This is a genomic window from Microvirga sp. CF3062 (genome assembly GCF_036314045.1).
Taxonomy (GTDB): Bacteria; Pseudomonadota; Alphaproteobacteria; order Rhizobiales; family Beijerinckiaceae; genus Microvirga.
This window is the reverse complement of the sequence record NZ_JAYGGN010000006.1, coordinates 314,603-333,630: the sequence shown is the minus strand read 5'-3', so window position 1 is coordinate 333,630 and position 19,028 is coordinate 314,603. Positions and strand designations below refer to the sequence as shown.

Here is a 19,028-nt window from a genome sequence, read left to right as displayed (position 1 = left end):
GTCCTAGAGGCTCGGCAAGCGGATCAGAGGGAGACCATCGATGAGCGTGCCTGACCTCATAGGCCTCGTGGGCGTCGTGGCCTATCTGTCGGCCTACGGCCTGCTGCAGCTGGGAATTCTGAAAGCGGAGGACCTGCACTACGCGCTCCTCAATGCACTTGGGGCGCTTCTTATCCTCTATTCGCTGATCTTCGACTTCAATCTGGCGTCTTTCGTGACGCAAGCCGCATGGCTGGTTCTTACCCCTCTAGGCTACATACGCTCGCGAATGAAAGGCCGGACGGTCTGAGCCGGAGCCGAGCCCATGCACTCGGCGCAGGGGCTTTCGACCTGAATGAGGCTTCACGCGGCCGCCTTGCCGTGGTTGTCTGCATCCCCCTCGCCAATGCCTCACCCGTGACGATGCGCCTCCTGTGAAACCTCTCCTAGGGATATCCCTCAAAGTCCTGTCCGCCCTCGTCTTCACGATGATGTCGGCGACTCTCAAGACGATGATGGTCCGCTACCCCATCGGAGAGGTCGTGTTCTTCCGCTCGGCCTTTGCCCTGCTGCCGCTTCTGGTGTGGCTCAAATGGCAGGGGGATCTCATCAACGCGGTCAGGACGAAGAACGTCGTCGGGCATTTCAAGCGCGGCCTCATCGGCACAAGCGGCATGTATCTCGGCTTCGCGGCGCTGTCCTACCTGCCGCTCCACGACGCCATCGCCATCGGCTATGCGTCCCCGCTCATCGTCGTGATCCTGGCGGCACTGCTCCTCAACGAGAAGGTCCGGGCCTATCGCTGGACGGCCGTTGGCGTCGGGTTCGTGGGCGTCCTGATCATGCTCTCGCCTTATCTGAAGCTCGACACCTTCTCCGGGGGCTTGGGAGCCGGGCCGACGCTTGGCGCCCTCTGCGCGCTCGCAGGCGCCTTCTGCTCCGCGGGCGCCATGATCCAGGTGCGCCGTCTGACGGCCAGTGAGAAGACGGGCGCCATCGTGTTCTATTTCTTCATCCTGGCCTCCGCCCTTTCCCTCTGCACGATTGCCTTCGGCTGGCGCATGCCCGATGCCCAGGACTGGGCCCTGTTCGTCGTGGCCGGGATCCTGGGCGGGATCGGGCAGATTCTGATGACCCAGAGCTACCGTTTCGCCGATACCTCCGTTATCGCCCCCTTCGAGTACACCACCATGATCTGGGCGCTTCTGTTCGGCTGGTTCGTGTTCGGGGACCTGCCCACGGCAACCGTGCTAGCCGGCGCCACCATTGTGGCGGCAACGGGCCTGTTCATCGTGTGGCGCGAACACCAGCTCGGACTGCTGCGCACCAAGGAATTCCAGGCTGCACCCCAGCGGCCAGGCGTCTGAGAACGCCCTCAAGGGAAAAGAAAGACCGCAGCCCCGGCGGTGCTTGACCCGCCCTGCCGATTACCCCACAACCGTTTTGAGGAACGAGCGTACGGTTTTTCAGAACAGAGGCAGCGATGGGCGTCGAGGGCAAGGAACGGAGCCGGGAGTTGGAAACGGGCGCGCAGGTTCTGTCCGGCAACATGGGCAAGACGATACAGCGCCTGCGCAAGGCCTACAACCTGTCCCTGTCGGAGCTTGCCGAGCAGTCCGGGGTCGCGAAGTCCATCATCAGCCAGATCGAGCGCAACGAGACCAATCCGACGCTCGCCACCATCTGGCGGCTGAGCCAGGCCCTCGACGTCTCAATCGAGCGGGTTCTCGCGTCCGGGGACGAAGAGCCCTTTATCGAGAAGTCCTCCAAGGCGGACACGCCGATCCTGGTCTCCGAGGACGGCAAGATGCGGCTTGCCATCATCGGCTGGCTCAAGACCATCGAGTGGCTGCAATGGTACGACGTGCAGTCGGATCCCGGCGGAGTGCTCGATTCAGACAGCCATCAGCGCGGCTCGGTGGAATGCCTGTCGGTCCTTGAGGGCGAGTTCGAGGTCGAGGTCGGCGGGGTCATCCAGCAGGCCAAGGCGGGCGAAAGCCTGCGTTACCGCTGCGACCGCCCCCATTCCGTGCGCTGCATCGGCGACAAGCCCGGCCGGGCCACGATGGTCTGCATCCTCAAAGCCGCCGTGATGGATTGAGGCCTGTCCTCAACCCATCCCCAGCTCTTCCACAGCTTACTCAGGCTTCTTGAAGCCCTGCCTCGGCGGCAGGGACAACAGGTACTCAGCCATGGCCTGACGGTCTGCATCAGGCAGTTGGGCCGTGTTGGCCACCACCGCCCCCATCGGCCCGCCGACCGTGTCGAAGTTCGGCGTCTCGCCGGTCTTCAGCAGCGTCGCCACTTCCTCCGGGCTCCAACCGCCGATGCCGCTTGGATGAGGCGTGATGTTGGGAACGATCCCCCTGCCTTCCGGATCAGGACCGCCCGCGAAGCGACGCTCCGCGATGATGGCGCCGGCAGCATTGCGCTCGCTGTGGCACTCGGCACAGTGCCCCGGTCCGTTCACCAGATAGGCTCCCCGGTTGAGGCTCGCCGACTTTGACGAATCCGGCTTGAAAACCTGCCCGTCGAGGAAGGCCAGCTTCCACAGGCCCACGCCGCGGCGGATGTTGAACGGGAATGGCAGTTCGTGATCCCGCACCCGCCCTTCCACGGCAGGCAGCGTCTGCATGAAGGCGAAGAGGTCGGAGAGATCCTCGGCGCTCATGCGCTGATAGGATGTGTAAGGAAAGGCCGGGTAGTAGTGGCGCCCATCCGGGGACACGCCCTCGCGCATGGCGCGAGTGAAATCAGCCGTCGTCCAGGAGCCGATGCCATCCTGCTTGTGGGACGAGATGTTCGGGACATGGAAGGTGCCGAACGGAGACTTCAGGGCATAGCCACCGCCGAGCCGCAGCTTGTCGTCATTATTGGGAACCGCGTGACAGGAGGTACAGCCTCCGGCGAAGAACAGGACGCGACCGTTCTCGACATTCGGGGTCCGGTTGGCATTCGGAGCGGGCGCCTCGGCGCGGATGAGGCGGTAGGCCGATGGCGATGTGAGGGCCACAAAGCCGATCACGCCGAAGATGACCAGGGCAACGAGCCCGATGAGCGCCTTACGCATCGCCTCTTCTCCAAATGAAATAGGCGGCCCAGGGGCCGCCTATGACTCAGCATCGTCCGATCAGGAGGCCTTCTTGCGGAACTCGTTGTGGCAGGTACCGCAGTTCTGGAGCACCTTCGGCATCTCGGTCTTGAAGGAAGCCTCGTCCTTGATCGCCGCCATGGCGGTCTGAGCGTCCTGGCTCATCTTGTTCCCGATGGACTCGAACTTGGCCTTATTCTCCCAGATCGTCGGCAGAGCCTCGGTCTTCTCCGCGTTCTTCGAGCTTTCCGGGAAGAGCGTGACGAATTTCTTGGAATTCTCTGAGAACACCTTCAGGCCGGCCTGAGCTTTGGCGAGGTCGAAGGGCTCCTGGCCGCGCATCATGGCGCCGACGGGACGGGTCTGCGCGCCCATCTCCTTCATCAGAGCCTGACGCTGCTCGACCACATTGCTCTGGGCAATGGCGGCGGTCACTCCGATCGCCAGAAGGCTGGCGACGAACATTGTACGCTTCATCTATATGTTTCCCTCATGGGCACGACAGACGGCTTCCCTACGAACCATCCTCGGCGGGAGGACATTAGCGCATATCTGCTCAAGCTTGCGCACTGTACTTTAGAACACATCTATGTGATCGCCGAGGCATGGAGCCTCACTCCACCGGTTCGCCCGCCGCAGCCCAGTCCTTGAACCCGCCCTTGTAGTGCTCGCGGATGTCGCGACCCGCCGCCTGAGCGGACTCGATGGCCCGGACAGACCGGACACCTGCAGCGCAGGAAAAGACGATTCGCTTGCCCTCGGGCAGAGCAGACGGGTCGAAGGACGAAAGCGGATGCGAGACCGAGCCTGGGATATGGCCTGCGGCGAATTCATGCGGCTCGCGGACGTCAACCAGGAGAAGTGAGCCCTCGCGAAGCCCTTGCTTGATGGCCTCGCGGTCGAGATCGATGACTTGCGACGATTCAGTCATGAAAAGGTCCTCCCTGCGTTCGATGTCTCATACTGGGATCGCAGGGAGAAGCGCAATCAGGCCGATCTCAGGCGAGAGGAGGAATCCGAAGCACCCAGCCCGGCTGAATCATGTCGGGATCCTTGACCGGCGGCGAATTGGCTTTGACGATTTCTGTATGTTTCGCGCCTTTGCCCTTTCCGTAATGCTTCTCGGCGATTTCCCAGAGGGTGTCGCCTTTCTGGACCGTGTACATGGTGGACTGTTCTGTCGGCTTCTCAACCTTCAGACCGCTCGTGTCCACCTCGGCGACCCCGTAGGTGTTACCCAGCGACAGGATCAGCTTTTCCGCCTCCTCCTGGCTCATTGCCTGACCGGACAGCTTTACCTTGTCGCCTTGCACGTCGATGTTGAGCTTGGTGGCATCGAAGCCATGGCCCTCCACTGTCTGTTTGAGCGTATCCGGCGTCGCAGCCTGGGCGCCCCCGCCAAAAAGCTTCGCACCGGCGTCCTTGATGAACTTGAACAGACCCATGTCGTCCTCCTCTCGTTATGCCCGGGTTTGGATAGCCAAGCTGAGACGATGACGCGCAGGACTCCGAACGGTTCCGCTTTAAGCGAGGCTTGAGAACACATCCGCCAGCGAGGGCAGCCGGTCCTTGAGCCGCAGAAGCGCAATCAGTTCGATCTGCACGATGGCGGTGGCGAACTCCTGCTCCGGGTCATGTTCGAGCCGCTCCTCGAAGGCGGTGAGGATCTCGTCCTTGGAGCGCCCCTTCACCGCCATGATGAACGGGAAGCCGAATTTCTCCTTGTAGAGGTCGTTGAGGGCCAGGAAGCGGTCGCGCTCCTCCTCCGTTAGGCTGATCAGCCCTGCGGAGGACTGCTCGCTGCGGGAATCGGCCGTGAGATCGGCGAGCTTGAGGCGCCCGGCGAGATCCGGATGAGCGTTGATCAGCGCCAGCTTCTGCCCGTGACTTGCCCCCGAGAGCACATGCACCATGGCGGCATGAAGCCCCTCGGCCGTATCCTGCCCGGTGGTGAGCCCGGCATCGAAAGCGCGCTCCGCGATCCAGGGTGAGTGCTCGAAGATGTCGCCGAAGGCCTCCACGAAGAGCGCACGGCTCATGGTGCTGGGCTTCAGGCCCGCGAGGCGGTGATGCTGGATCCAGTGGCGCGCGATGTCGATGCGCTTCGCCACCCAGACATCGTCATGGGAAGCCACGTAATCCAGGAAGCGCGCCAGCGCCGCCGCCCGTCCCGGACGGCCGACGAGACGGCAATGGAGGCCGACCGACAGCATCTTCGGCGCGGTCTCGCCCTCCGCGTAGAGCGTGTCGAACGAGTCCTTGAGATAGGCGAAGAACTGATCGCCCGCATTGAACCCCTGCGGGGTCGCAAAGCGCATGTCGTTGGAATCCAGCGTATAGGGCACGATGAGCTGCTGCCGGTCCCCGTGCTGCTCCCAATAGGGCAGCTCGTCGGCATAGGAATCGGCGCTGTAGAGGAAGCCGCCCTCCTCCGCCACGAGACGATTGGTGTGCTCCGAGGTGCGGCCCGTGTACCAGCCGAGCGGCCGTTCGCCCGTCACCTCGGTGTGAATGCGGATCGCCTCCTTCATATGCGCCCGCTCCTCCTCCGTGGAGAAGTCGCGGTAGTCGATCCACTTGAGACCGTGGCTCGCGATCTCCCAGCCGGCCTCCTTCATGGCCGCGACCGCGTCAGGGTTTCGCATGAGGGCGGTGGCGACGCCGTAGACCGTGACCGGCATGCTGCGTTCGGTGAACATCCGCCACAGGCGCCAGAAGCCGGCGCGGGAGCCGTATTCGTAGATCGACTCCATGCTCATGTGGCGCTGGCCAGGCCAGGCTTGCGCGCCGACGATCTCCGACAGGAAGGCCTCGGAGGCGCGGTCTCCGTGGAGGATGTTGTTCTCGCCGCCCTCCTCGTAGTTGATCACGAACTGCACGCAGATCCGGGCCCCGTTCGGCCAGCGTGGATGCGGCGGGTTGCGGCCATAGCCGACGAGGTCGCGGGGATAGGAGGTCGGCATGGTCAGCTTCCTCGATAGGTGGAATAGCTCCAGGGGGAGGCGAGGAGCGGAACGTGGTAATGCCCGTCGGGCTCGACGATGGTGAAGCGGATCGGCACGATGTCCAAGAACGGCGGATCGGCCGTGGCCGTGCCGAGTGCCTTGAAGTAAGCGCCGATCTCGAAGATGAGCTCATAGGTTCCGATGCGGAAGTCTTCGCCGATCATCAGCGGCGCATCCGTGCGCCCATCCGCATTGGTGATGGTGCGCAGGACGGAGCGGCGCTGCTCACCCTCGATGGCGAACAGCTCGATGGCGACGCCGCGCGCGGGCTTGCCGTTGACGGTATCCAGAACGTGGGTGGACAGGCGGCCCATGAAACCTCGCGGATGGAGTAAGGGGCAGATCGAGCCCGGAATTCTTTCGGGCCCGCGCGTTCCGCGTCAAGTCGCATCCATTAATGCCGTTGCGGAAAGGCCGTGTTTCCCGGACAGGGTTCCTGTTGAAAAAGCTGCCGACACGGCCTATCGCAATCCCGACCGCCGCCCTAGGCTAAGCATTCCTTCAATATCCAAGTGACTGCATGATCGACCCGCAAATCTCCGAATGGATCAGCCAGATCATCCGCTGGGTCCATGTGATCACGGCCATCGCCTGGATCGGCTCGTCCTTCTACTTCATTCACCTGGACCTCAGCCTGAAGAAGCGGGAGGGTTTGGCCGAAGGTGTCGGCGGCGAGGCCTGGCAGGTCCATGGCGGCGGGTTCTACAACATGCGCAAGTACCTCGTTGCGCCGCCCGAACTGCCGAAGGAGCTGACCTGGTTCAAGTGGGAGAGCTATTCCACCTGGATCAGCGGCTTCTTTCTCATCGTCTGGGTTTATTATCTCCAGGCCGATCTCTACACCATCGACCCTGCGGTGCGTGCCCTCACGACTTGGCAGGCCGCCGCCATCGGCATCGGTGGCCTTGCCCTGAGCTGGCTCGTCTACGAGGGCCTGTGCCGCTCACCGCTCGGGCAGAACGGCCTCCTGCTGGGCGTCGTGCTCTTCGCCTATATCCTCGTGGCGGCCTTCGCCTTCACCCAGGTGTTCAACGGACGCGCCGCCTTCCTGCACACTGGCGCGATGATCGCCACCTGGATGTCGGCCAGCGTTTTTTTCGTCATCATCCCGAACCAGAAGAAGGTGGTGGCAGCCCTCCTGGCCGGGCAGATTCCCGACCCGAAGCTCGGCAAGGAAGCCAAGCTCCGGTCAACCCACAACAACTACCTGACGCTGCCCGTCATCTTCCTGATGCTGTCGAACCATTATCCCCTGGCGTGGTCGTCCGCCTATTCGGTCGGCATCGTAGGCCTGATCGTCATTGCAGGCGCGGTGATACGGCACTTCTTTAATTCGCAACATGCCGGCAAGGGCTCGCCCTGGTGGACCTGGGGCATCGCCGCAGCCGCCATTGTACTGGCGGTCTGGCTCTCGATCATCGGCAAGCCCGGTAACGCCAACATGGCCCAGGCGCCCTCAGCTGCAACGCCCGAGGTGGTGACGGCCTCCTTCGACGAGGCGGTACTCGCGATCCAGTCCCGCTGCTCCATGTGCCATGCGGCGGAACCTGTCTGGGACGGCATCACGATCGCCCCGAAAGGCGTTCGCCTCGACACGCCCGAGGAGATTGAGCGGCATCGGGAGATGATCCGGGTTCAGAGCGTGCTCACCCATGCCATGCCGCCCAACAACATCACCGAGATGACCCTCGACGAGCGCAGGGCTGTGGCAATCTGGCTGGCGGCACGGGACACCGTCACCCGCTGAACTCCGCATCCTGCGACCAGTAACGATATCGATGGAGAGACCGAGTGACCGAACTCACCCTGGAAGCAGCTCAGACGATCGCCGCCACCGCCCTCAAGACCGCACGGGAGAAATCCTTCAAGCCTCTCGCGGTGGTAGTCTATGACGCCCGTGGAGCCCTCAAGGCCCTCCTCTCGGAGGATGGCACCAGCATCAAGCGGGCTGAGATCGCCATGGGCAAGGCCTATGGCGCCCTGGCGCTCGGCGTCGGCTCGCGCGCGCTGTACAAGATGGCGACCGACCGCCCCTACTTCATCGCGTCGGCCACCCACGCGGTGGGTGGGCAGCTCGTTCCGGTTCCAGGCGGGGTCCTGATCAAGGACGGCCAGGGCCGGATCCTGGGATCGGTGGGCGTTTCCGGCGACACGTCCGACAATGACGAGATCGCCGCCGCGGCCGGGATCGAGGCAGTCGGTCTCATGTTCGATACCGGCGCCTGAGCCATCTCCACAGGCTCAACCCTTTGTTCTGCCAGGAAATCCTTAATTTTTCGGATAGTACTGGACATAAACAGTTGATTGATCAACAAATAGGACAAGGTTACTGCCTTACCGGCTCTGACCGAAACATTCAAAAAACCCTGAGATAATCAGAAAGGGAACGCGTCCAATGTCATCATGGTTGAAACGTACCGCTCTGGCTGCCGCCGCCACGGTAGCTTTTTCGAGCTTCGCGGTCGCGCAAGTGGTCTACCACCGCGGCAATGACGGCGAGCCGGAGACGCTTGACGTCCACAAGACCTCCACGGTCGGTGAGTCCCACGTTCTCCGCGACCTCTATGAAGGTCTCGTGATCAAGGACAACAAGGGCGCAGTGGTGCCCGGAGTCGCCGAAAAGTGGGAAATGGCCGACGACGGCAAGACCTACCGCTTCACCCTGCGCGCCAACGCCAAGTGGTCCAACGGCGACCCACTGAAGGCGTCGGACTTCGTGTTCGCCTATCGTCGGATCATGAACCCGGAAACCGGCGCCAAGTACGCCAACATCCTCTACCCGATCCTGAACGCCGAGAAGGTGAACAAGGGTCAGGCCAAGCCTGAAGAGCTCGGCGTAAAGGCGGTCGACGACCGCACTCTCGAGATCCGCCTCGAGCAGCCCACCCCCTACTTCATCGAGCAGCTGACCCACCAGACGGGTCTGCCCGTTCATCAGGCTTCGGTCGAGAAGTTCGGCAAGGACTATATCAAGCCGGGCAACCTCGTGACCAACGGCGCCTATACGCTGGCCGAGTTCGTGCCGAACTCGCACATCAAGGTGGTGAAGAACCCCAACTTCCATGACGCCGCGAACGTCAAGATCGATCAGGTGATGTTCTACCCGATCTCCGACCTCGCCGCAGCCGTCCGCCGCTTCCAGGCCGGCGAGCTTCACTCCACCCCGGACATCCCGGCCGACCAGGTGAAGGCCCTCAAGGAGCGCTTCGGCAAGCAGGTCGTGATCGGTCCGTATCTCGGCGTGTACGCCCTGCCGATCAACTCCTCGAAGCCGCCGTTCGATGACGTGCGCGTCCGTAAGGCCCTCTCCATGGCAATCGACCGCGAGTTCATCTCGGAGCAGATCTGGGGCGGCACCATGCTGCCGGCCTATTCCTTCATACCTCCGGGCATCGGCAACTACGGCAAGCCTGCCCAGGCCGAGTACGCGACCATGTCGCCGATCGACCGCGAAGATAAGGCGAAGGCCATGCTGAAGGAAGCCGGCTTCGGCCCCGGCGGCAAGCCGCTGAAGGTTGAGATCCGCTACAACACCACGGACAACAACCGCAACACGGTGGTGGCGATCGCCGACCAGTGGAAGGCGCTCGGCGTCGAGACGTCCTTCATCAACACCGACTCCAAGACCCACTTCGCGCATCTTCGCGACGGCGGCGACTTCGACATCGCCCGCTATGGCTGGATCGGCGACTACTCGGATCCGCAGAACTTCCTGTTCCTGCTCGAGAGCGACAACAAGGGCTTCAACATGGGCAAGTGGAAGAATGCCCAGTTTGACGACCTCATGAAGACCAAGGCTGCCAAGGAAGGCGATCTCAAGAAGCGCGCCGAGTACCTGCTGCAGGCCGAGCAGATCTTCATGAAGGAAGAGCCCTGGATCCCGCTGCTCCACTACAGCACGAAGAACCTGATCTCGGACAAGCTCGTCGGCTTCAACCAGAACATCTCTGGCGTGTACCCGAGCCGCTTCCTGTCCCTGAAGCAGTAAGCATCCTCGATCCTGCCGGGCGGTCTCACGGCCGCCCGGCCCACAAACAACACGTCGGCCGCCAAGGCTGCTTCCCTCGCTGAGGGGTTGTTATAGAGCGGAGTCGATATCGTGATCCCCTTCGTTTTCCGCCGTCTTCTCTCGGCGATCCCCACCCTTTTCATCATCATCACGATCTCGTTCTTCCTGATCCGGCTCGCGCCTGGCGGTCCGTTCGACCTGGAGCGTCCGCTCGAGGCCAAGGTCATGGAGAACCTACAGCGGATCTATGGTCTCGACCGGCCGCTCTTCGAGCAGTATCTGAAATATCTCTGGGCCGTCGTGCAGGGCGATTTCGGCCCCTCGTTCATCATGCGCGATTTCAGTGTCGCTGAGCTCTTCGCCAACGGCCTCCCCGTTTCCATCCGGATCGGCGCCTTGGCGCTGGGCTTCGCCATCATCATCGGCGGCACGCTCGGCTCCATCGCGGCGTTTCGCCAGAACAGCATGATCGACTATATGGTGAGCGGCCTCGGCACTTTCGGCCTGACAACCCCCTCCTTCGTAATCGCCCCGGTGCTGCAGATCGTGTTCGGCCTCACCTTAGCACTGTTGCCTGTTGCGGGCTGGGCAGGAGGGGCACCGCGCAATCTGATCCTGCCGGTCATCACCCTCGCACTGCCGCAGATCGCCATCATTGCGCGCATGACCCGCGCCGCCATGATCGAGAATTTGCGCTCGAACCACATCCGCACGCTCCGCTCCCTCGGCCTGCCCTCGTGGGTGATCGTGCGGCATGCACTGCGTGGCGCGGCCCTGCCGGTGGTGTCCTACCTCGGACCAGCTGCTGCAGCACTGCTTACCGGCTCCGTTGTGGTGGAAACCATCTTCGCCCTCCCAGGCGTCGGTCGCTATTTCGTCGAGGCAGCCCTGAACCGCGACTACACCCTCGTGATGGGCACCGTGGTCGTGGTGGCGGTGTTCGTGCTCATCTTCAATCTTATCGTCGACATCCTCTACGCGGTGATCGACCCCCGCGTCCGTTACGACTGAGGCACCACCATGGCTGAAGGCGCCGTCATTTCCGACATCCCTGTTACCGGCCCCGTGACCGGCCGTTCCCTCTGGGCCGATGCGCGGACCCGACTCCTGCGCAACAAGGCCTCCGTGGCCAGCATGATCATCCTGACGCTGATCGCGCTTGCCTGCATTTTCGGGCCGTTTTTCACCGGTCACCCGTTCGATCGGGTGTATCCCGACTATGTGCGCGCGCCGGCAAGCCTGACTGCATATCCTAAGGCGGAGCAGATCATCCCGCAGGCCGAGCGTATTGGCTCACGCGTGAGGGCGAAACCTGAGAACATCGAGATTACCGGCGACGCCGTGCGCATGGCTCTCGTGAGCACGAGCCCGCGGCCCGTCGACGAACGGCTGCTGGCCTATTTCGAGCGCTCGGATCTGTTCGGCACCGCGCAGGTCGTGGAGCGGCAGGACGAGGGGCGCCGCCTTGTGGTCGATGTCCCCATCGAGAAGCAATATTTCTTCTTCGGTACTGAGGCCAATGGGCGAGACCTTCTCACCCGCACCATGAAGGCCGGTCAGGTCTCGCTCGCGATCGGACTCTTGGCGACCCTCGTGGCGATCGTGATCGGCGTCGTCTATGGAGCGACCTCCGGCTATCTCGGAGGGCGCGTCGATCTCGTGATGATGCGCATCGTCGACGTCCTTTACTCGCTGCCATTCATCTTCTTCGTCATCATGCTGGTCGTGTTCTTCGGCCGGAACTTCGTACTGGTGTTCCTGGCCGTGGGCGCCGTCGAGTGGCTCGACATGGCCCGCATCGTCCGTGGACAGACGCTCTCGATCAAGCGGCAGGAGTATGTCCAGGCCGCCGAGGCGCTCGGCGTCGAAACGAAGGGCATCATCCGTCGCCACGTGATCCCCAACACCCTCGGGCCCGTAGTGGTGTACATGACCCTGATGGTGCCGCGCGTGATCCTGCTCGAAAGCTTCCTGTCCTTCCTGGGACTCGGCGTCCAGGAGCCCTATACCAGCCTTGGCGTTCTGATCTCGGAAGGCGCCAAGAGCATCCAGGATTCGACCTGGATGCTGATCTATCCCGCACTGACGCTTGTCGCGATTTTGTTCTGCCTCAACTTCATCGGCGATGGCCTGCGCGATGCTCTCGACCCGAAGGATCGCTGACATGGCCGAACCTGTTCTTACCGTCCGCAACCTCAATGTCCGCTTCCGCACCGGCGACGGCATCCTCCATGCGGTGAAGGACATCGATTTCGACATCAACGCGGGCGAGACCGTCGCCATTGTGGGCGAGTCCGGATCGGGCAAGAGCCAGACCATGATGTCGGTCATGGGCCTTCTCGCCTCGAACGGCTGGGCCGAGGGCTCGGTCAAGTATCGCGGCGAGGAACTGGTGGGCCTTTCTCCCGGCAGGCTCAATCACTATCGCGGCTCCAAGCTCACCATGATCTTCCAGGAGCCGATGACCTCCCTCGATCCGCTCTATCGAATCGGGGATCAACTTGCCCTCCCGCTCACCACCCATGGTGGCATGAGCAAGGACGACGCGCGCAAGCGTGCTATCGAGCTGCTGGAACTCGTTCAAATCCCCGATCCCACCCGCCGCATCGATGCCTATCCCCATGAGCTGTCTGGCGGTCAGCGCCAGCGCGTGATGATCGCCATGGCGCTCGCCAACAACCCGGACGTGCTGATCGCCGACGAACCGACCACGGCCCTCGACGTGACGGTGCAGGCCCGCATCCTCAACCTGCTCGCCGACCTGCAGAAGCGGCTCGGCATGTCGATCGTGTTCATCACGCACGATCTCGGCGTCGTTCGCCGCTTTGCCGACCGCACTTACGTGATGAAGCGCGGCGAGGTCGTCGAAAGCGGAGAGACGGAGGCTCTCTTTGCTGCGCCGAAGCACCCCTATACGCAGATGCTGATCGACGCCGAGCCGACCGGACGCAAGGAGCCTGTTTCGGCAAATGCTCCGGTGGTACTGGAGGCAAAGAATATCGGGGTTCAGTTCAGCCTGGAGAAGAGCTTCTTCGGCAAGACAACGCATGTGCTTCGCGCCGTCGACAATGTCAGCCTAACCGTCCGCGCCGGCGAGACAATTGGCATCGTGGGCGAATCCGGCTCCGGCAAATCGACCCTCGGCCGCGCCATTCTGCGGCTGCAGCCGGCCTCCGGTCTGGTTCGGTTCGAGGATCGCAACCTCATGCCCCTCGATCGCCGCGGCATGCAGCCTCTGAGGCGGCATCTGCAACTGGTCTTCCAGGACCCCTTCGGCTCCCTGTCGCCTCGCATGACCGCAGGCGAGATCGTGACCGAAGGCCTTCTGGTTCATGAACCAGGCATCTCGCGGAAGGAAAGGGATCGGCGCGCCGCCCAGGCCTTCGAGGAGGTGCGTTTGGACCCGGCCTGGCGCAACCGCTTCCCGCACGAGTTCTCCGGAGGGCAGCGCCAGCGCATCGCCATCGCCCGCGCGATCATCCTGCATCCGAAACTCGTCGTTCTCGACGAGCCGACCTCCGCGCTGGATCGCTCCGTGCAGAAGGAAGTGGTGGAACTGCTACGCGACCTCCAGAATGCCCATGGCCTGGCCTACGTCTTCATCAGCCACGATCTTGCCGTCGTGCGCGCCCTCTCGGATGAGATCATTGTCATGAAGAGCGGGAAAGTGGTGGAACGGGGCAACGCCGAGCAGATCTTCGACCGGCCGCGGGAGGAGTATACCCGCGATCTGATCGCCGCCGCCTTCCTTACCGAGCGCGGCATCGTCGAACCCAAGACCGAACCCCTCGCCTCCTGAGACTTGGAACCGGATTGCCGGGCTCGGATTTGATCTTTAGTTTGCCGCATGCTCGTGCGGTGAACCGGTACCCACTTCACCGGATCATGCTCTGGCACCATGGCAAAGCTCGCAGCCTATCGCGCCAAGCGCGACTTCACTAAGACCTCGGAGCCGGCAGGCAAGGCCTCCCGGCGCCGGGGCGCCTCCTTCGTCGTGCAGAAGCACGATGCCTCCCGCCTGCACTATGATTTCCGCCTTGAGCTCGACGGTGTGCTGAAGAGCTGGGCTGTGGCCAAGGGTCCGAGCCTCGTCAAAGGCGAGAAGCGTCTGGCGGTCGAGGTCGAGGACCATCCACTGGACTATGGCGATTTCGAAGGTACCATTCCGGACGGCCAATACGGCGGCGGCACCGTCCTGTTATGGGATCGGGGCACCTGGGAGCCTGAGGGCGATCCTCACGAGGCTTACGAAAAAGGCCGCCTCACCTTCCGCCTCGATGGCGAGAAGCTCAACGGCACATGGCATCTCGTCCGCATGGCGAAACGCCCACGCGAGCGCCAGCCATCCTGGCTGCTGATCAAAGCCGACGATGCGCATGCAAGGACTGAGGACAACCCGGACATTCTCGAGGAGGCGCCGCTCTCGGTGAAGACAGGGCGATCGCTTGAGGAGATTGCCCCTGGACGGGCCGGCAATGGTCCTGCGAAACGGAAAGCCGCCTCGAAGAAGGCCTCGCCGGCCAAGACCGCAAAGCCTGTGAAGCGAGCCTCAAGCAGCAAGGCTGCCAAGAGCACTGACATTGAGGTGGCCGGCGTGCCTCTCACCCATCCAGAGCGCGTTTTGTGGGAGGATCAGGGCCTCACGAAGCAGGAGCTGGCGGAATTCTATCGTGACATCGGCGAGTGGCTTTTGCCGCATCTGGTCGACCGTCCCCTTACTCTCATCCGCTGCCCGGGAGGCACGCAGAAGAAGTGCTTCGTCCAGCGGCATTCCTGGGCCGGCATGAGCGACTTCATCCATCGAACCACGATTCCGGACAACAGCGGCACGCAGGAGGCTCTGACCGTCACCGACATCCAGGGTGTGATCGCCCTCGTGCAGTCGGGCGTCCTGGAGATGCATGTCTGGGGCGCGACGCTTGCCGATCTGGAACGCCCCGACCGTCTCATCTTCGACCTCGACCCGGGAGAAGGCGTGGAGTGGCCGCGCGTGATCGAGGGTGCTCTTGCGGTCCGGAAGAGGCTGAAAGCACTGGGGCTGGAAAGCCTCGTCAAAACCACGGGCGGCAAGGGCCTGCACGTGGTCGTGCCCTTGAGGCCCAAGGCCCCGTGGATGGAGGCGCTGGCCTTCTCGCGCGGCATTGCCGAGACCATGGCGGCCGACGAGCCGGATCGCTACACCACCACATCGGTCAAGCAGGAGCGCGAGGGCCGCATCTTCATCGACTACCTGCGCAACAACCGCGAGGCCTCGGCCGTCGCGCCCTACTCCACCCGCTCGCGACCCGGTGCGCCAGTGGCGACACCGATCACGTGGGACGAGCTCTCACCCGATCTCAGGCCTAACGGCTTCACCGTCGAGAACCTGGGGCGGCGCCTCTCCTCACTCAAGAAGGATCCTTGGGGGAACATAGAAAAGATCGATCAGGTGCTGCCGGAGCAAAGCCCTCGTAAGCGCACGTCGCGCAAACAATAGGATTTAGAAAAACGGATCCTTGATGCCTTCCGCATCGAGTGCCTGCTGCACCGCGGGCCTTGCCAGAACGCGCTCTGCGAGGGCGTTCAGATTCGGCAGGCTGCGCGGCGGCCGCGGCATTCCGCGGCCCCAGCGGATCAGCATGAACAGGAAGAGGTCGGCGGCGGAGAATCGATCTCCGAGAAGCCATGTCTTGTCGCCGAGCTGCTCGGAGATCACGTCGAACATGCGGTTGAGCCGCTCTCCGGCTGCCTGCTTCACAGCCGGTTGGGCAGCCTCGTCGCTTACATGCTCGTGGGGATAGTACCAAGGCATGTACTCCGTCTGCGGCGTGTTCGTCAGGTGGATCATCCACTTGTAGAACTCGGCCCGCTCCCTGGTCCCGAGAGCCGGCGCAAGGCCAGCCTGCGGGAACTTGTCGGCTAGGTAAAGAGCGATCGCGGCCGTCTCGAACAGAACCAGGTCGCCATCGACCAGAACCGGAATGCGCCCGCTGGGATTGAGCTTCAGGTATTCAGGGCTCTTCTGAGCGTTCTGAGCCCTATCCACGAAGCGCAGCTCGAACTCGGCTCCGATCTCGCGCAGCATCATGTGCGGCATAAGGCTGGCATTACCGGGAAAGTAGTAGAGAGTGATCATCGTGAGCCCCTGGAGTTTTTATTGGCTCTGTCTTGGTAGATGGCGCCGGGAGCCGCGTAAAGAGCGGCTGGCCGACGATCCAAATCTTCCTTTCACGGCCTCACGCCCTATGGTCCTGAAGGCAAACGGGAGATGACGATGACGGATCTGGCCAAGACCTTGACTGAGAAGCTGCAGGTCGATCCCGGTGAAAAGGCTCGTCTTCGCGATCGCGACCCACGCGACAAGTCCCTTTTCGGCGACGAACAGGAGACCAAGGCGGGCACGGCATCTCTCGCCAAAGAGATCGATGCCCTGCAGGACCGGCTCTATGCGGAGGGATCCCGGTCCCTTCTCGTGATCCTTCAGGGGACCGATACCTCAGGCAAGGACGGCACCATCCGCAGCGTCTTCAACGCGACGGGCCCCTTAGGCGTCGCGGTTCATGCCTTCGGCCCGCCCACGAAGCTCGAACTGGAGCATGACTACCTCTGGCGCGTGCATACCGTCTGTCCCCGGCGCGGGACGATCGGCATCTTCAACCGCTCCCATTACGAGAATGTCCTGATCGGCAAGGTCAGGAAGTTCGCGCCCGAGGCGGTGATCGAGCAGCGTTACGAGCAGATCAACTTCTTCGAGAAGATGCTGGTCGAGAACGGCACCACGATCCTCAAGTTCATGCTGCACATCTCGAAGGACGAGCAGAAGGAGCGCCTGCAGGCCCGCCTCGACGATCCGACCAAGAATTGGAAGTTCAATCCCGGCGACCTGGAGGACAGGGAGCACTGGGACGATTACCAGGACGCCTACGAGACGATGCTTCATCGCTGCTCGTCTCCATGGGCGCCCTGGCACGTCATCCCGGCCGACCGCAAATGGGCTCGCAACGCCGCCATTGCGAACATCGTCAAGGCAACCCTCGAGGAGATGAACCCGCAATATCCGCAAGTCTCCTGGAGCCCCAAGGATTTCACCGTCCGCTAGAAGGTTCATCCACAAGGCCCAGGGCATTCATCCTTTGTCGTATGCGCCTGTGCCCTTGCCGACGGGGCCGTAAAGCGCGACAATAATCCTTATGAAAAGCATCCTTGTCCCGATTGAAGACCACGGCGTCATCGAGCCCCAGCTGGAGGCTGCCCTGCAGCTCGCCCAACTGTTCGACAGCTATATCGAGGGGATTGCCATCACACCGGATTACCCGGTGGTCCTACCGGTGGACATCGCCATCGGCGTTCCCTCCCCCATCACTCCGGAAAACCGCATCGAGATGGCCCGCGCTTGCCGCGAACGCTTCGAGGCCTTCATGACCGGAAAGCAGATTTCGCGCGCTGCTGCCGGGCTCGCGGGCCTGAGCTCCGGCTGGCGGCAGGACGGGCTGATGGAAGATGCCTTCCTGGGAGCCTATGGGCGGGTCTTCGATCTCATCGTCGTAGGCCGCCCCGATGGATCGAACGGGCAGACCCGCCTGTCCACGGCAGAGGCAGCCCTCTTCGAGACCGGACGTCCTGTCCTGATCGCGCCCGCAACTCCGGCTCGCACCCTTGGCGAGACCGCTGTGATCGCCTGGAACCGAAGCACTGAAACGGCCCGCGCCGTGCTGGGCTCGATGCCGCTGCTCCGGAAGGCCAAGCGGATCGTCGTTCTTGAACTCGACGACTGGGGTGTTCCCGGGCCCTCCGGCTCGGAGCTTGCCCGTCACCTCCGGATGCACGACCTGCCAGTGGAAGCCATCACGGCGGCCGATCCGTCCAACCGCCCCGGCGAAGCGATCCTGAGGGAAGCCGCGGCTCTTGGCTGCGACCTGCTGGTGAAGGGAGCCTATACCCAGAGCCGGCTGCGGCAGATGTTCTTCGGCGGGGCCACCAGCCATATCCTCGGTAACACGACCATGCCCGTCCTGATGGCCCATTGACCGAAAATGTCGCTTGCCACGTTCCAGGATGTCGCCGTCATCCTCGATGATCGCTTCCAGCGTCTGCACATCGGCTCCGCACGCCTGGAGAAGCTGGCGGAGGGATGCCGCTGGGCAGAGGGGCCGGCCTATTTTCCAGCGGGGCGCTACCTGATCTGGAGCGACGTGCCCAACGACCGAATGATGCGTTTCGACGAAACCTCGGGCACCGTCAGCGTCTTTCGCCATTCGTCCGGCTATTCCAACGGCAACACCGTCGACCGCCAGGGCCGCCTCGTCACTTGCGAGCACGGCAACCGGCGCTTGACCCGCACCGAGCATGACGGCTCGATCACAGTGCTCGCCAGCCATCACCAGGGCAAGCGCCTCAATAGCCCCAACGACGTGGTGGTGAAGTCCGATGGCTCGATCTGGTTCACGGATCCAGCCTATGGGATCGATTCCGACTACGAGGGGCACAAGGCCGAGAGCGAAATCGGCGCCTGCCATGTTTATCGCATCGACCCGCACACGGGCGACGTCCGCATGGTCGCGGGCGATTTTGTCCGCCCGAACGGGATCGCCTTCTCGCCGGACGAGAGTCGCCTCTATGTGGCCGACACCGGCGCCACCCATGTGAAGGACGGCCCGCGCCACATCCGGGTCTTCGACGTGGACGACAGCGGAAATCTCTCGGGTGACAGCGTTTTCGCCTCCTGCACGCAGGGCCTGTTCGACGGCTTCAGGCTGGACGAGGCGGGGCGGATATGGACGAGCGCCGGCGACGGCGTGCACTGCTACGAAAGCGACGGCACTTTGATCGGCAAGATCCTTGTGCCCGAGGCGGTCGCCAATGTCGTCTTCGGTGGGCCGAAGCGCAACCGGCTCTACATCTGCGCCACGACGTCGCTTTATGCCGTCATGCTGCCCGTGAATGGGGTGAAGACCTTCTAAAAGAT

Annotated in this window: 20 protein-coding genes; 13 read left to right on the top strand and 7 right to left on the bottom strand. The window is 62.8% G+C overall.

What is annotated here, in order from left to right:
* Nucleotides 1-40 precede the first annotated feature (40 nt).
* The 3 genes from VB618_RS13395 to VB618_RS13385 all read left to right on the top strand — a co-directional run bounded on the left by VB618_RS13395 (nt 41) and on the right by VB618_RS13385 (nt 2,080).
* Nucleotides 41-289 (top strand): CBU_0592 family membrane protein, encoded by a 249-nt coding sequence (locus VB618_RS13395; protein ID WP_329797170.1) that lies wholly within the window; start codon nt 41-43, stop codon nt 287-289.
* A 124-nt stretch (nt 290-413) separates the two neighbouring features.
* Nucleotides 414-1,346: a DMT family transporter gene (locus VB618_RS13390; RefSeq protein WP_329797169.1), complete on the top strand. Its 933-nt coding sequence runs from the start codon at nt 414-416 to the stop codon at nt 1,344-1,346.
* Between the two features lie 116 nt (nt 1,347-1,462).
* The gene (locus VB618_RS13385) at nt 1,463-2,080 is read left to right on the top strand and encodes a helix-turn-helix domain-containing protein (RefSeq protein WP_329797168.1); all 618 of its coding nucleotides are present in this window, start codon (nt 1,463-1,465) and stop codon (nt 2,078-2,080) included.
* A 36-nt stretch (nt 2,081-2,116) separates the two neighbouring features.
* Here the strand turns inward: VB618_RS13385 and VB618_RS13380 are convergent, their stop codons facing one another.
* The 6 genes from VB618_RS13380 to uraH all read right to left on the bottom strand — a co-directional run bounded on the left by VB618_RS13380 (nt 2,117) and on the right by uraH (nt 6,389).
* Nucleotides 2,117-3,049, bottom strand: coding sequence for a c-type cytochrome (locus VB618_RS13380; RefSeq protein WP_329797167.1), 933 nt, complete (start codon nt 3,047-3,049; stop codon nt 2,117-2,119).
* 60 nt (nt 3,050-3,109) lie between these two features.
* On the bottom strand, nt 3,110-3,547 hold the full coding sequence (locus VB618_RS13375) for a c-type cytochrome (RefSeq protein ID WP_329797166.1): 438 nt from the start codon (nt 3,545-3,547) through the stop codon (nt 3,110-3,112).
* Between the two features lie 136 nt (nt 3,548-3,683).
* Nucleotides 3,684-4,001, bottom strand: coding sequence for a rhodanese-like domain-containing protein (locus VB618_RS13370; RefSeq protein ID WP_329797165.1), 318 nt, complete (start codon nt 3,999-4,001; stop codon nt 3,684-3,686).
* Between the two features lie 67 nt (nt 4,002-4,068).
* Entirely contained in the window at nt 4,069-4,515 is a 447-nt protein-coding gene (lysM, locus tag VB618_RS13365; RefSeq protein WP_329797164.1) for a peptidoglycan-binding protein LysM, read from the bottom strand.
* 78 nt (nt 4,516-4,593) lie between these two features.
* On the bottom strand, nt 4,594-6,033 hold the full coding sequence (gene puuE / locus VB618_RS13360; protein ID WP_329797163.1) for an allantoinase PuuE: 1,440 nt from the start codon (nt 6,031-6,033) through the stop codon (nt 4,594-4,596).
* 2 nt (nt 6,034-6,035) lie between these two features.
* Nucleotides 6,036-6,389, bottom strand: a complete 354-nt coding sequence (uraH, locus tag VB618_RS13355; protein ID WP_329797162.1) for a hydroxyisourate hydrolase — start codon at nt 6,387-6,389, stop codon at nt 6,036-6,038.
* 206 nt (nt 6,390-6,595) lie between these two features.
* On the opposite strand from uraH, the gene VB618_RS13350 reads away from it, so the two are divergent.
* From VB618_RS13350 to ligD, 7 genes are all read left to right on the top strand, one after another.
* Nucleotides 6,596-7,822, top strand: a complete 1,227-nt coding sequence (locus VB618_RS13350; RefSeq protein ID WP_329797161.1) for a urate hydroxylase PuuD — start codon at nt 6,596-6,598, stop codon at nt 7,820-7,822.
* A gap of 44 nt (nt 7,823-7,866) precedes the next feature.
* Nucleotides 7,867-8,301 (top strand): GlcG/HbpS family heme-binding protein, encoded by a 435-nt coding sequence (locus VB618_RS13345; RefSeq protein WP_329797160.1) that lies wholly within the window; start codon nt 7,867-7,869, stop codon nt 8,299-8,301.
* A gap of 169 nt (nt 8,302-8,470) precedes the next feature.
* Nucleotides 8,471-10,063, top strand: a complete 1,593-nt coding sequence (locus tag VB618_RS13340) for a peptide ABC transporter substrate-binding protein (protein WP_329797159.1) — start codon at nt 8,471-8,473, stop codon at nt 10,061-10,063.
* A 111-nt stretch (nt 10,064-10,174) separates the two neighbouring features.
* Nucleotides 10,175-11,095, top strand: a complete 921-nt coding sequence (locus VB618_RS13335; protein WP_329797158.1) for an ABC transporter permease subunit — start codon at nt 10,175-10,177, stop codon at nt 11,093-11,095.
* A 9-nt stretch (nt 11,096-11,104) separates the two neighbouring features.
* Nucleotides 11,105-12,247, top strand: coding sequence for an ABC transporter permease subunit (locus tag VB618_RS13330; protein WP_329797157.1), 1,143 nt, complete (start codon nt 11,105-11,107; stop codon nt 12,245-12,247).
* A 1-nt stretch (nt 12,248) separates the two neighbouring features.
* The gene (locus VB618_RS13325; protein ID WP_329797156.1) at nt 12,249-13,883 is read left to right on the top strand and encodes an ABC transporter ATP-binding protein; all 1,635 of its coding nucleotides are present in this window, start codon (nt 12,249-12,251) and stop codon (nt 13,881-13,883) included.
* Nucleotides 13,884-13,982: 99 nt separating this feature from the next.
* Nucleotides 13,983-15,560 (top strand): non-homologous end-joining DNA ligase, encoded by a 1,578-nt coding sequence (gene ligD / locus VB618_RS13320; protein WP_329797155.1) that lies wholly within the window; start codon nt 13,983-13,985, stop codon nt 15,558-15,560.
* Nucleotides 15,561-15,563: 3 nt separating this feature from the next.
* Here ligD and VB618_RS13315 read toward each other — a convergent pair whose 3' ends face one another.
* Nucleotides 15,564-16,199, bottom strand: coding sequence for a glutathione S-transferase family protein (locus VB618_RS13315; RefSeq protein ID WP_329797154.1), 636 nt, complete (start codon nt 16,197-16,199; stop codon nt 15,564-15,566).
* A 138-nt stretch (nt 16,200-16,337) separates the two neighbouring features.
* Here VB618_RS13315 and VB618_RS13310 point away from each other — a divergent pair, with 138 nt between their 5' ends.
* From VB618_RS13310 to VB618_RS13300, 3 genes are all read left to right on the top strand, one after another.
* Nucleotides 16,338-17,162: a polyphosphate kinase 2 family protein gene (locus VB618_RS13310; RefSeq protein WP_329797153.1), complete on the top strand. Its 825-nt coding sequence runs from the start codon at nt 16,338-16,340 to the stop codon at nt 17,160-17,162.
* Between the two features lie 91 nt (nt 17,163-17,253).
* Complete coding sequence (locus VB618_RS13305) at nt 17,254-18,090, top strand: universal stress protein (RefSeq protein WP_329797152.1); 837 nt, start codon at nt 17,254-17,256, stop codon at nt 18,088-18,090.
* Between the two features lie 6 nt (nt 18,091-18,096).
* On the top strand, nt 18,097-19,023 hold the full coding sequence (locus tag VB618_RS13300; RefSeq protein WP_329797151.1) for an SMP-30/gluconolactonase/LRE family protein: 927 nt from the start codon (nt 18,097-18,099) through the stop codon (nt 19,021-19,023).
* Nucleotides 19,024-19,028: the final 5 nt, after the last annotated feature.